This is a genomic window from Brevibacterium antiquum, assembly GCF_016107655.1.
Lineage (GTDB): Bacteria > Actinomycetota > Actinomycetes > Actinomycetales > Brevibacteriaceae > Brevibacterium > Brevibacterium antiquum.
In genome coordinates this window covers 121,640-135,005 of sequence record NZ_JABASX010000009.1, presented here as the reverse complement: position 1 = coordinate 135,005, position 13,366 = coordinate 121,640, and the positions used below count along the sequence as shown (strand labels likewise).

At 62.5% G+C, this 13,366-nt stretch carries 10 protein-coding genes and 3 tRNA genes; 5 read left to right on the top strand and 8 right to left on the bottom strand.

Going from position 1 to position 13,366, the window contains the following annotated elements; genetic code table 11:
* Nucleotides 1–88 precede the first annotated feature (88 nt).
* The 4 genes from JFC13_RS15510 (at nt 89) to JFC13_RS15495 (ending at nt 4,722) form a co-directional block, all read left to right on the top strand.
* A complete protein-coding gene (locus JFC13_RS15510; RefSeq protein WP_198397957.1) occupies nt 89–766 on the top strand; it encodes a TetR/AcrR family transcriptional regulator in 678 nt (225 codons plus the stop codon).
* A complete protein-coding gene (locus JFC13_RS15505; protein WP_332839440.1) occupies nt 763–2,007 on the top strand; it encodes a Cmx/CmrA family chloramphenicol efflux MFS transporter in 1,245 nt (414 codons plus the stop codon). Before JFC13_RS15510 ends, JFC13_RS15505 begins: the two co-directional genes overlap by 4 nt.
* 281 nt (nt 2,008–2,288) lie before the next feature.
* On the top strand, nt 2,289–3,212 hold the full coding sequence (locus tag JFC13_RS15500; RefSeq protein WP_408610776.1) for an MFS transporter: 924 nt from the start codon (nt 2,289–2,291) through the stop codon (nt 3,210–3,212).
* Between the two features lie 136 nt (nt 3,213–3,348).
* Nucleotides 3,349–4,722: an NAD-dependent succinate-semialdehyde dehydrogenase gene (locus JFC13_RS15495; RefSeq protein ID WP_198397956.1), complete on the top strand. Its 1,374-nt coding sequence runs from the start codon at nt 3,349–3,351 to the stop codon at nt 4,720–4,722.
* Nucleotides 4,723–4,825: 103 nt separating this feature from the next.
* Here the strand turns inward: JFC13_RS15495 and JFC13_RS15490 are convergent.
* Nucleotides 4,826–4,898 (bottom strand) — tRNA-Ala (locus tag JFC13_RS15490).
* A 71-nt stretch (nt 4,899–4,969) separates the two neighbouring features.
* On the bottom strand, nt 4,970–5,419 hold the full coding sequence (locus JFC13_RS15485) for a MarR family winged helix-turn-helix transcriptional regulator (RefSeq protein WP_198397955.1): 450 nt from the start codon (nt 5,417–5,419) through the stop codon (nt 4,970–4,972).
* A gap of 162 nt (nt 5,420–5,581) precedes the next feature.
* On the opposite strand from JFC13_RS15485, the gene JFC13_RS15480 reads away from it, so the two are divergent.
* Nucleotides 5,582–6,838 (top strand): MFS transporter, encoded by a 1,257-nt coding sequence (locus JFC13_RS15480; protein WP_198397954.1) that lies wholly within the window; start codon nt 5,582–5,584, stop codon nt 6,836–6,838.
* A gap of 89 nt (nt 6,839–6,927) precedes the next feature.
* Here JFC13_RS15480 and JFC13_RS15475 read toward each other — a convergent pair whose 3' ends face one another.
* From JFC13_RS15475 to gyrA, 6 genes are all read right to left on the bottom strand, one after another.
* A complete protein-coding gene (locus JFC13_RS15475; protein ID WP_198398018.1) occupies nt 6,928–8,376 on the bottom strand; it encodes an MDR family MFS transporter in 1,449 nt (482 codons plus the stop codon).
* A 319-nt stretch (nt 8,377–8,695) separates the two neighbouring features.
* Entirely contained in the window at nt 8,696–9,178 is a 483-nt protein-coding gene (locus JFC13_RS15470; protein WP_198397953.1) for a hypothetical protein, read from the bottom strand.
* Between the two features lie 170 nt (nt 9,179–9,348).
* Nucleotides 9,349–9,424: transfer RNA gene (locus JFC13_RS15465), tRNA-Ala, on the bottom strand.
* Between the two features lie 151 nt (nt 9,425–9,575).
* Nucleotides 9,576–9,649 (bottom strand) — tRNA-Ile (locus tag JFC13_RS15460).
* Between the two features lie 231 nt (nt 9,650–9,880).
* The gene (locus JFC13_RS19930) at nt 9,881–10,708 is read right to left on the bottom strand and encodes a DUF3566 domain-containing protein (RefSeq protein ID WP_332839438.1); all 828 of its coding nucleotides are present in this window, start codon (nt 10,706–10,708) and stop codon (nt 9,881–9,883) included.
* Nucleotides 10,705–13,263: a DNA gyrase subunit A gene (gene gyrA, locus JFC13_RS15450; RefSeq protein ID WP_198397952.1), complete on the bottom strand. Its 2,559-nt coding sequence runs from the start codon at nt 13,261–13,263 to the stop codon at nt 10,705–10,707. Before gyrA ends, JFC13_RS19930 begins: the two co-directional genes overlap by 4 nt.
* Nucleotides 13,264–13,366 lie beyond the last annotated feature (103 nt).

Sequence of the window (13,366 nt, the reverse complement as noted above, 5' to 3'; positions counted from 1 at the left end):
TGTCAGCGTCCAGCGAGGTCAGAACAGCCCAGAACGTGTTCCGAAAGTTTATTGGACAGAACTGTCCAAAATGCTCTAGGCTCGCACCATGGGCAGGAAGAAGAGCTTCGACGAGCAGACGGTGATCAAGGCCGCCATCGCCGTCTTCAGCGAACACGGATACACCGGCACTGACGTCGGCCTGGTCTGCGAACGTGCGAACATCGGCCGCTCAAGCTTCTACAACACCTTCGAGAGCCTCGATGCCCTGTTCCTGCGGGCACTGCGCGAATACACAGCGTCCGGAACCTCGCTTCGTGAGGAGCTGCGCACAGGAACAGCACCGGCCCCGACGCTCATCATGCACCGCCTCGGCGGGGAACTGGCCAAACAATGCGAGGACGATAAGCGGATCGGATGTCTGTCAGCCAACACCGCGGCCGAACTCGGTCGCGAGGTCGACGCGGTGTGCACGATTCTCGATCCCGATCGCCAGGCCTGGCTGGAGGCCTACGGCATCGTCCTCGAGCGCGGAAAGGTCGAGGGACATATCCGCCCCGATGTCGACACGAAAGTGCACGCGGAGCTCATCCACAGCGTGCTTGCCGGATTGAGGATCGCTGCTCGGGTCATGCCTGCTGACAACGTCCAGGCTCAGGCGAGCGCGTTCATCGAAGCACTGTGCACCCCCGCGGGAATCACAGCACTGCACAACCACATGTCACCCCACACATATGACGGCAAAGCGCCCGAACACCTCATCTCTGCCGAAGGCAGCGCACAGTGACGACGACTCAGGCAAGAGTCCGTGTCCCGGCTCAGGTCTACCTGCTGGCAGCAGTGATCTTCTGCCTCGGCACCAGCGAGTTCATGATCGCCGGAATCCTCGAGCCCATCAGTGCGGATCTGCAGGTCAGCATCCCACAGGCCGGCCTGCTCATCACCGGATTCGCCGTGGGGATGATCGGCGGGGCACCGGCCATGGCGCTGCTGACGCTCAAGCTTCCGCGTCGGGCCACCATGATCATCTCGATCATTGCGTTCTCCGCCCTGCACATCCTGGCCGCACTGTCGCCGAGCTATTCGATCCTCATGGTCACCCGTGTCCTGGCAGCCATCGCCTGCGGAGGGTTCTGGGCAGTCGCCGCTGTCCATACGACGCGCATCGCCCCCGCCGAGGTGCATGGTCGTGCCCTGGCCAGCCTCGTCGGCGGGCTGACCGTTGCCAACCTCGTGGGGGTGCCCTTGGGTACCTGGGTGGGCACGCAGTACGGATGGCGAGCGACTTTCTGGGCCGTCGCCATCGTCACCGCACTCGCCGCCGTCCTCATCGCGCTCACAGTTCGGAACCCGAGGAATGAAGACACCGGGTCAAGCCAGCATCTGCCCACTCTTCTCAAGGCCGAGCTCGCAGCCTTCAAGGGTCCACGAATCTGGATGGCACTGGCAACGACCGCGCTCTTCCAAGCCTCGGTCTTCGCCGCATTCTCCTATTTCTCGCCTCTGCTCACCCGGGTGGCGGGGATCTCCCACGACCTTGTCCCCGGAGTCCTGGCAGCCTTCGGCATCGGCGCCTTCATCGGAGTCGTCGTGGGCGGACGCTTCGCCGATAGGAACATCTTCGGCAACATCATCGGCAGCCTCGCGGCCTTGGCACTCAGTCTCTTCGCTCTGTGGCTGGTGGCCGACACCGGCTGGGCGGCGATTGTCATGATCGTCCTCATCGGTGCCAGCGGCTTCTCGATTGCAGGGGCGCTCAATGCCCGGGTATTCCAGATCGCCACTCAGGCGCCGACCCTGGCGGCCAGCGTGAATACCTCGGCGTTCAACGTCGGCAATGCCCTCGGGCCGGCCCTCGGCGCCGCAGTCATCACACTCGGCTGGGGGTTCAAGGCTCCCGTCGTCGTCGCGATCGTCCTCGCGCTGGCCTCCCTGATCGTCGTCGCAGCTGCGATCCGAGTCGAACGGATCTGGAGGTCTCGTATCGGTGTCGCGACGCCCGAAGAGTCCTCAGACGCTGTCGCCTGACGTCCCCGATTCGGAGTATTCCCGGAGCAGCCCCTGAAGCCGATCGGTCATGAAGCGGTAGTACGCTTCCATCTGTTCGACTCGCCGACGCTGGACACTTGGCAGCGTTCTGCCCTGATCCTGGTCCGACTCCGCGAAATCCAGCAGTTGAGTCGTTGCCCGATACTGGTGATCCAGACATCCGATCCACGCGTCTGTGCACATCGCCCCGGACGGGTCTTGAGTCAACCCAGCCGACGACCGTCTGTCAGCCGTCCCCGGCCCGCTCGAACCGCAACAAGATCATTCCAGTGGGCCCCCCTGGCACCAAGACGACCAAGCGTCACCGCATCCACCCCGCCTGGTGGGTGGCCGCCGTTGCGTTCCTCGCGCTGCTCGCCGCGGCAGGTTTCCGGGCAGCCCCGTTCGCCGCTGCGCTCATGGATCGCTTCGGAGTTCGCCAGATCGTGGCGCTTGCTCTCATCCTCGTCACAGCGGGTGCCGGGGCCAGCGTGATCATGACCGCTTCGTGGCAGCTGCTCGTCTTCTGGGGGCTGCTCATCGCTGCGGTGGCTCTCGTAGCCGTGCCGGTCGTGTGGTTCGTCCTCCGCGACCATCCGGAAGACCGCGGTGTCCTGCCCTATGGCGCCGATCCCGAGACCTATATTCCCGACGAGCGGTCCACAGGCGGAGCCGCCAAGCGCGCCTTCGCCGGCCTGGCCTTCGCTGCTCGACATCGATCGTTCTGGGCTCTGGCCATTGCGTTCGCCATCTGCGGGGCGATGACCAACGGTCTCATCGGCATTCACTTCATCCCGTCTGCACACGACCACGGCATGCCGACGACCACTGCGGCAGGCCTGCTCGCGGTCGTCGGGATCTTCGACATCGCCGGAACCGTGTTCTCCGGGTGGCTGACCGACAAATTCGACCCGCGCTTCCTCCTGCTCACCTACTACACCTTCCGCGGCGTCGGGCTCCTGCTCCTGCCCTGGCTGCTCTCGGACATCGTGCATCCGTCCATGGTCCTCTTCATCGTCATCTACGGCCTCGACTGGGTCGCGACCGTTCCGCCCACCTCGGCGCTGTGCCGTGAGGTCTTCGGCGATCGAGGCACGATCGTCTTCGGCTGGGTCTTCGCAGCGCATCAGCTCGGCGCCGCGTCGCGCATCAGCGTTCTGCTACTCGCATCTTTCCCGGCCCCGAGGGGATCGAGGACAGGATGATCACTGCCGTGGCCCATCTGAACTGAGACACACTCGCTCCTAGCCCGGAAATGGGACAGACTTGCCCTCGTGGAATGTGCACGCCATTCTTCTTGTTGACCCTGTATCGCCGTTTCCTATGCCCGAGAGGACGTTCATGAGCAAGTTCGCAGTGACAAATGCTAATACCGGTGAAGTCGAGGAGGAGTTCGCCTCCGTTCCCAAGGAAGAGATCCCCGGTTACATCGATCGCGCCCACGAGGCTCACCTTTCGTGGAAGGAAACGCCGCTCCATGAGCGCGCGACGATCCTGCGGAAGTTCGCCGACCTCGTCGATGCCAATGCAGATGAGATGACCGACATCATCGGCCGTGAGATGGGCAAGGTCAAGAAGCAGGGACTGGGCGAGGTGGACAAGGTCGCCCGCACGGCACGGTGGATGGCCGATAACGCCGCCACCCACCTGGCCCCCACACACCTCGCAGCAGCGGGTGCGGCCAGCAGCTATGTCCGCCACCAGCCGCTGGGCGTTCTGCTGGGCATCATGCCGTGGAACTTCCCCTACAACCAGATCGCCCGCTTCGTGCTGCCCAACCTCATGGTCGGCAACTCGATCATCATGAAGCAGGCCTCGATCTGCCCGAAGTCCTCGCAGTACTTCGAGGACCTCCTCACCGAGGCTGGCCTGCCCAAGGGTGTCTACCAGAACATCTACCTCGACAGTTCCCACGCCGAGGAGGTCCTCAAGGACTTCCGCGTCAAGGGCTTCTCGCTCACCGGTTCCGAGGGTGCCGGCGCCTCCGTGGCCGCCATCGCCGCCAAGTACTACAAGCGCGCCGTCCTCGAACTCGGCGGCAATGATCCCGCCGTCGTCCTCGATTCGAAGGACGTGCCGGCACTGGCTCAGAAGCTCGTCGGCCTGCGCCTGGCGAACGCCGGTCAGGTCTGCACCTCACCGAAGCGCATGATCGTCGTCGATGATCTCTACGACGAATTCCTCGCCGAGGCCGTCAAGGCCGCGGAGGCCACCAAGGTCTCAACCTTCGATGACCCCGACGTCGGCATGGGCCCTGTCTCCTCCGAGGGTGCTCGCGACGAGGTCGTGGCAATGATCGAGAAGGCTGTGGCCGATGGTGCCACATTGCACACCGGTGGCAAGAAGCTCGACCGTCCCGGCTGGTTCATGTCGCCGGCCGTGATCTCCGACATCGATCCGAAGTCGGACCTCGGCTGCAACGAGCTCTTCGGACCCGCGGTCATGGTCTACCGGGCCAAGGACGAAGAGGATGCGCTGCGTCTGGCCAATGACACCGAATACGGCCTGATGAGCTCGGTCTGGACCGATGACCTCGAAAAGGGAGAGGAATTCGGCGCCAAGATCAACGCAGGAATGACGCTCATCAACTCCCACATGGAATCGGGACCGGAGTACCCGTTCGGCGGAATCAACCGCTCGGGCTACGGCCGCGAGAACGCCCAGTGGGCATTCCAGGCGTTCACGAACGAACACCTGATCCGCGTTCACGCCTGAGGACCGATCCTCAGATCTGAATAGACAAAGATCCCGCCGACAGCGTCCATATCGCTGTCGGCGGGATCTTCTTTTACGAGTGCTGTCTCAATAGCTTCTCGAGTGGAGGTAAGGGGACTCGAACCCCTAACCCCCTGCTTGCAAAGCAGGTGCGCTACCAATTGCGCCATACCCCCGGAGTACAGACCGATATTACCCGCTCAGACGCTGACTGCGCAATCGGAGGCAGGAGCCCGAGGGGCCGCGCCTAAGCCTGGGCCACCTCGGAGTGCAGAGCAGTGACCAGAGGCTCCAGCTCCGGCACTTCGCCGGCATCGGCCAGCGCCGCTTCGAGAACCTGATCATGCGTCGGGCGGGCGGCGGCGAACAGTTTCCATCCGGCCTCGGTGAGTTCGGTGTAGATTCCCCGACGGTCGTCATCGCAGAGGATCCTCGTCAGGAGTCCGCGATCCTCAAGACGGGTGACGAGACGAGTCGTGGCGCTGCTCGACAAGGCTGCCGCACGGGCCAGCTGCCGCATCCTCATGTGCCAGCCGTCCTGCCGGCTGAGTGCGTCCAGGACCGTGTATTCGACGACCGAAAGCTGATGCTCGCGCTGCAGAGAGCGCTCCAGCTCGGTCTCGATCAATGCGTGCAGAGCAGCAAGAGTACGCCAGCCACGAGACCGGATCTCGACTGCGTCATCTCTGATGCCCATGTGTCTCTCCTTCAGATCGTCTTCACCACAGAATACACCACTTGCGCGGATATAACGCGTGTGCAAGTATTAATACCGTTGCGCTTGCAATTACTGCATACGCCTTCTATTGCACACGCGCCAAGGTGGTCCGCCGTCTTGGTGCGAAGGGGGAGACACACCATGCCACTCGCACTTCTCGCTCTCGCCATCGGCGGGTTCGGAATCGGACTCACGGAGTTCGTCATCATGGGCCTGCTGCCCGAGGTGTCCGCCGACTTCGGGGTCTCCGAGACCGTCGCCGGCTATCTGATCTCGGGATATGCCCTCGCCGTCGCCGTCGGCGCCATCCTCATCACGGTGGCTCTGACCCGCGTCAACCGCAAGGTCGCACTCGTCGTGCTCATGGTTCTGTTCATCATCGGCAATGTCCTCTCCGCTCTCGCACCGAGCTACGACATGATGATGATCGGTCGAATCGTCGCCGCACTCTGCCACGGTGCCTTCTTCGGAATCGGCTCCGTTGTCGCCGCTGGCCTCGTTGCACCACATCGCCAAGCAGCCGCGATTTCAATGATGTTCGCCGGTCTCACCAGTGCCAACGTTCTCGGCGTGCCCCTGGGCACCTTCCTCGGTCAGGCCGCCGGCTGGCGATCGACATTCTGGGTGATCTCCATCATCGGGGTCATCGCACTCGTCGGCATCGTCCTTCTCATCCCGGCGTTAACTGCGCAGGCGAGCGGCACCGGCAGCATCCTCGGCGAGTTCCGGATCTTCCGGTCCGGGCAGGTATGGGCATCGATTCTCATCACGATCCTCGGCTACGGGGGAATGTTCGGGGCCTTCAGCTACATGGCCTTCACGCTGACGGGGGTCTCGGGATTTGCCAGCTCATCGGTGCCCTGGCTTCTCGTCCTCTTCGGAGTCGGACTCTTCATCGGCAACTTCCTCGGGGGACGGGCCGCAGACAAGAGCCTCGGGGCCACGCTGGTCACCCTGCTCATCGGACTCGTCATCATCCTGGGTGTGTTCTCCCAGGTCGCGGGAAGCCAGGCCGCCACGATCATCGCACTGGTGTTCATGGGCGGCTTCGGCTTCGCCACAGTGCCGGCGATGCAGATGCGCATCATGCGTCATTCCAAAGAGGCTCAGACGCTGGGATCGGGTGCCAATATCGCGGCCTTCAACGTGGGCAACGCCTTCGGTGCCTGGATCGGCGGAATCACCATCGCCGCTGGCCTCGGCTACGCATCACCACTGTGGGCGGGCTCTCTGGTCACAGCCGCCGGCCTTGTCGTTCTCGTCATCGCCGGTTTCAGCCGGGGCGGAGAGCTGCGTCGCAGTTCAACCGCGCCGGATGCCGGGCGACAAGCAGCAGCCGGGGAGCCGCACACCGTGGCCGCGCAGAATGTGATCGCCCAGACCGGGCAGTCCGCCTGACTAAGCCCTGGGCCTCAACGCGATGCGGCCCAGGTCTGCTGGGCCCTGACGGGTCAGCACACCTGGGCCGCATCGAACCTCAGATCAGATCATTCGGCTGGTGTCTCCGCAGTCGAGTTGACCACCTCGGCGGGGACGTCCTCCTGGTCCTCGGGCTTCTTGATGAAGAACGAGAGCACTACGGGCACCAGAGCGATGATTGCGGCCAGCAGGAACGCATTGTGCGCTCCCGGCGCACCCGACTCCGCAACGGAACGTCCTGCGGCCTCACCCGAGTGCAGCGCGGAGGAGTAGATCGAGATGAGAAGCGCAGTTCCGGCAGCTCCTGCCACCTGCTGCATGGTGTTGAGCGCAGCGGATCCATGCGAGTACAGCTTGCGATCGAGCGACCCCAGGGAGGCGGAGAACAGGGGCGTGAACGACGCGGCCAGTCCCAAAGACATAACGGTCTGGATGACGACGAGGACCCAGGTCGGACTGCCCACGCCGACCAAAGAGTACGCGAACATCGATGCAGCGATCATGATCGATCCTGGCACCAGCAGGGTCCTGGGGCCTCGTGCGTCGTAGATGCGGCCCATGATGGGAGCAAGGACGCCCATGAGGATCGATCCCGGCAGAAGGACGAGACCGGACTGGGTGGCGTTGAGCCCGGCAACGTTCTGCAGGTAAAGCGGAAGCAGGGAGAAGGTACCGAACATGGCCAGTGCGACGACGGCCATGATGATGACCGCGATGACATAGTTCTTCGCGGAGAAGACGCGCAGGTCGAGCAGCGCCCGATCCTCCTTCTGCAGCATCAGCTGTCGCCAGGCGAACAGGGCCAGGAAGACGAGTCCGGCGGCGATCGCAGTCCACGCGAAGCCGGTTGATGAGCTTCCTCCCGCATCGCCGCCATGTCCTCCGCCGAACTGGCTGAGGCCGAAGACGATTCCGCCGAAGGCGAAGACGGAGAGAACGACGGAGACGTAGTCGATCGGTGCGTGGGTACTCTCACCCAGGTTCGTCATCCACTTCGCGCCGAGCCCGAGTGCGATGAGTGCGATCGGCAGGACGATGGCGAACAGCCAGCGCCATCCCAGAGAATCGAGCACGATGCCCGACATCGTCGGACCGATTGCCGGTGCGAGTGAGATGACGAGGCCGACTCGGCCCATCATGCGACCGCGTGAGTGTGCTGGGACGACATTCATCATCGTCGTCATCAGCAGGGGCATCATGATGCCGGTGCCCGCTGCCTGGACGACGCGTCCGACGAGCAGGACGGTGAATCCGGGAGCCACGAGGCAGATCAGGGTGCCCGCGGAGAACAGGATCATAGCCGCCAGGAAGATCTGGCGGGTGCTGAAGCGCTGCAGGAGGAATCCGGTCGTCGGAATCACGACGGCCATGGTGAGCATGAACGCACTGGTCAGCCACTGGCCGAGCTCCGGCGGGATCCCGAGCGAAGCGTTGAGCTCTGGGATTGCAATGGCCATCGTCGTTTCGTTGAGGATCGCGACGAAAGCGGCCACCAGGAGCAACCAGATCACCCGCATTCCGGCAGGATCGATGGATTCAGCCTGTGCGTCGTTCGCACGTGAGTGAGAGGTGTCGCTGGACAAGGGGGTGCTCCGATCAAAGGGTCTGTCATCGCCCGGACTGGGCGGGAAACTGCTCACAGCAGCCAACTGTGCGCGCAGACAAGGGTGTCAACGAGAATACACTCCAGCTTATTCCGTCGGCACCGAATTGTCGGTGGGGAAAACCTCAATCTGCACCGCTGACTTCGTCTATCATCTCATCCGGTCAACAACTGGTCGATGAACGGCAGGTGCCGAAAACGCAGACGTGCCCTCACAGTTCACTGTGCACCCTTTACCAGCGGCGAAGTCCGCTCAGGGCAGTTGTTGCCGTCGATACCGGAGGCACACTGCTTCTAATCACAGTGCCTCTCACCACAGTGTCACGCGGAACGAACGGATGAGGAATGAACCTGAAAACCGTAACCACGAAGACCTTGGCGGCAACGACGATTGCCGGCGCAACCCTGGTCGGCACCGGTACCTCTGCCACCAGCGCTGAGGCCTCGACAGCCACCGTTGGCGGAACAGAGGTCAGGGCCTTGCGCACTCGCAGGGCACGTTTCAAGGGGAGTGCGTGAGCCTGATCTCCCGCGCCCTGGAGGAAGTCCATGGCGTCGACCCCAGCACCTGGGGAAATGCCGTGGACTATCAGAAGGGCGGCATCGGCGGTCAGCACATGGCGGAGAGCGGATTCAATTGGCACACGGACCAGAAGTTCGAGAATGGTGACATCCTCGTCTGGGGCGATGGTGCCGAGACCAGCGTCTACGGCCATATCGGCATCTACTACGAGGGGCAGGTCTGGCAGCAGACCTACAACGGCGATCGGACCTTCATGCCTTCGACGGTGAGATCGACGCATACTTGGGCTACTGGCGAGCCTGACAGTTCCCCTCCAGAACGACGAAGGCTCCGAACCATACTGGTCCGGAGCCTTCGTGTTTCTGGTGGAGGTAAGGGGACTCGAACCCCTAACCCCCTGCTTGCAAAGCAGGTGCGCTACCAATTGCGCCATACCCCCAGAAGGGAATCGCCTTCACACCGAGTCCGTGTGTTCGGACCATTCGGCCTGGGCACTCTGATTACCGTGCCGCCACCGGAAGAAAACTCCGAGTCCCACAAGTGTGAGACCACTGAGAATCCATTTCTTCATGATCCTCCTCGAAAGGATGTGGGCCTACCTGGACTTGAACCAGGGACCTCTTCGTTATCAGCGAAGCGCTCTAACCGCCTGAGCTATAGGCCCTTTTCAGGGGGTGAACCCGAAGTAAAACGATACCCAACGGCTCATTCCAACACAAATCGGCTGACAGTGACTCGCCTCACATGACCCCAGCATACTCTGAGATCGGCCCTGACCCGGCTGACAACGGCTCGGAATTCCCGAGTTGGGATTCCGAGCCGCCGTCGGCTTCTGGAGTCAGGGTGGGGCAGATGAGCCCCGAACCAGGCTGTTGCTGGTCTCAGTCGTCGGTTCTCAGTCGTCGGTCAGCGTCAGATGGAACCCACCCGCAATGAGGGATCCGATGTTGTAGATGAACGCAGCCAAAGTCGACAGGGCAGTCATCAGTACGATGTTGATGACCGCGATGATGAAGCCGGCTGCCACGACTCGGCCGAATCCGAAGATCCCGACAATTTTCTCAGCCGATTCCGCGCCAGCAACTTCGGAAATCGTCGCTTCAAGACCGCTCATGACGCCGGTGGCCTGGAGGACGACCCAGAGCACGACGAAAGCCACGATGGTGGCGATGCCGATAGCCACGGACATGAGGAACGACATCTTCATGACCGACCACGGGTCCACCGCCGATACGGTGAGGCGAACAGTGCGCGGGCCCTTTTTCTTCTTATTGCCCTTGCCGCTGTCGACCATGTTCTTGACGCCCATTTTCACGCTGCCGGAGCTGGCGCGAATGGTGTTGGTCGCTGATCCCATCGCCGAGGTGGCAGGGCCGCTTCCGGACGATGCCTTCTGTGACCCGGTTGCCTGGCTCGAAGGCGCGGAGCCGCCCGCAGCAGTTCCGGACGAGGACTGTCCAGCCGCAGCTGAACCTCCTGAGGACTGCCCGGCCGAAGGAGCCCGGTTGGGTTTCGGAGAGGCTTTGGGGGCAGGAGGAGCCACCACCCGGGTCTTATCGGATGACTTGCCCGAATTCCCGGAGCTGCCCGAACCCGCCGAGTTTCCCGAGCCGGCCGCAGGATCAGCCTTCTCCCCGTTCTTCGACGATCCTGCCGTCAAGCGGGTGGAACCACTGGACGTGCGTATGATCTTGCCTGAGCCTGGCTGTTTGTTGTCGCTCACTCTTCCACATCCTCGCTGCCGGTCTGAGACTCTACGTCCTCACCCTCCGGTTCCTCAGCTTCTTCGTCAAGTTCTTCGACCACGATCTCGGGTCCACGCGTTACTGCGATAATACGATCATTCTTGCCCGGTTTCGCGAACACCACACCCATCGTGTTGCGTCCCTTAGCCGGAACTTCATCGATATTCGACCGAACGATCTTACCGCGCTCCATGACGACGAGGACTTCTTCTCCCTCATCGACGATCAGTCCACCCACCAGGTCTCCGCGCTGCTCCGTGATCTTGGCAACCCGAATTCCCAGGCCACCACGGCCCTGCAGACGGTATTCGTCGACCGGCGTCCGCTTCGCATAGCCGCCCTCTGTCACGACGAAGACGAAGGTATCGGGCTGGATGACGTCCATGGTCAGCAGCTCGTCATCACCCTTGAACTTCATTCCTGTCACACCGCCGGTGACTCGTCCCAGTGGGCGAATCGAGTCGTCGTCGGCTGCGAACCGGATCGACATTCCCTTGCGGGAGATCATCAGGAGGTGGTCCTCGGAGCTGACGATCCGTGCCGAGACCAGCTCATCCGGCTGACCCTTGTACTCACGGAGGTTGATCGCGATGACGCCGCCCGTGCGGTTCGAGTCGTACTCACTCAGACGGGTCTTCTTCACGACACCGGACATCGTGGCCAGGATGAGGAAGTCAGCCTCTTCGTAGTCTCGGATGGAGAGCACCTTGGCGATCGTCTCACCCGGCTGCAGAGCAAGCAGGTTCGCCACGTGCTGGCCCTTGGCGTCCCGTGATCCTTCTGGGAGCTCGTAGGCCTTGGCCCGGTACACGCGACCGGTGTTCGTGAAGAACAGCAGCCAGTTGTGTGTGGAGGTGACGAAGAACTGCTCGACGACATCGTCTCCGCGCAGGTTTGCACCCTTGATGCCCTTTCCACCACGGTGCTGTGCCCGGTACAGGTGGTTCTGGGTGCGCTTGGCATACCCGCCGCGGGTGATGGTGACGACGACCTCTTCCTCCGGAATCAGGTCTTCCATCGACACATCTCCGTCGAATCCAGCCAGGATCTTGGTCCGGCGGTCGTCACCGTAGCGATCGACGATCTCGTCGAGTTCTTCCGAGACGATCTCACGCTGACGGGCAGGAGTCGCGAGGATGTATTTGAACTCAGCGATCTGCTGTTCGATCTTCTCGGCCTCTTCCTGGATCTTCAGGCGTTCCAGGGCGGCGAGGCGACGCAGCTGCAGATCGAGAATGGCATTGGCCTGAATCTCATCGACCTCGAGGAGCTCCATCAGACCAGTGCGAGCTTCGTCTGATGACGGTGAACGACGGATCAGAGCAATGACCTCGTCGAGGGCATCGAGTGCCTTGAGGTAGCCGCGCAAGATATGCGCGCGCTCCTCGGCCTTGCGCAGACGGAATTCGGTGCGCCGGACGATGACTTCGATCTGGTGCTTGACCCACAGGCGCAGGAACGAGTCCAGGCTGAGCGTGCGCGGTACGCTGTCGACGATCGCCAGCATGTTCGCGGAGAAGTTCTCCTGCAGCGAGGTGTGCTTGTAGAGGTTGTTGAGCACGACCTTCGCCACCGCATCGCGCTTGAGCACGATGACCAGACGCTGTCCGGTGCGTCCCGATGACTCGTCGCGGAGGTCTGCGATGCCGGCGACCTTGCCGTCTTTGACGTAGGAGGCGATCTTCGCGGCCAGGGTGTCGGGGTTGACCATGTGCGGCAGCTCCGTGACGACCAAGCAGGTGCGTCCCTGGATCTCCTCGACCTCGACTACGGCGCGCTGCGTGATCGAACCGCGGCCGGTGCGGTACATGTCCTCGATGCCCTTGCGGCCCAGGATCGTCGCGGCCATCGGGAAGTCGGGGCCTTTGACGATGCCGAGCAACGCCTCCAGTGCCTCTTCCTTGCTGACTTCGGGGTGGGCGAGAAGCCACTGAGCTCCAGCGGCAACCTCACGAAGGTTGTGCGGCGGGATGTTCGTGGCCATACCCACGGCGATACCAGAGGAACCGTTGACCAGCAGGTTCGGGAACCGCGAGGGCAGAACCGTCGGCTCTTGGTTCCGACCGTCGTAGTTGTCTTGGAAGTCGACAGTGCCCTCTTCGATGTCCCTGACCATCTCAAGGGCCATAGGAGCCATCTTGCACTCGGTGTAACGAGGCGCGGCAGCACCGTCATCTCCTGGTGACCCGAAGTTGCCCTGTCCGGCGACGAGCGGGTAGCGCATCGTCCACGGCTGCACGAGGCGGACCATCGCATCGTAGATCGCACTATCGCCGTGCGGATGGTACTGGCCCATGACGTCGCCGACGACGCGTGAGCACTTCGAGAAGTTGCGGTCCGGGCGGTAGCCGCCGTCGAACATCGCGTACAGCACGCGCCGGTGGACAGGTTTGAGTCCATCGCGGACGTCCGGCAGGGCACGCCCGACGATCACGCTCATCGCGTAATCGAGGTACGACCTCTGCATCTCCAGATTGAGATCAACCTGTTCGACACGGTTGATTTCGGTTCCGATATCGTTTTCGTCAGCCAATGTGGGCTCTTCCCTTGTGTCTTAACCCGCGCAGCACGGCGGTGAGTGAATTCGTGAGAGTCTGTGTGACCGTCGGCTCCCGGCAGCGGCCGAGAACCGACGG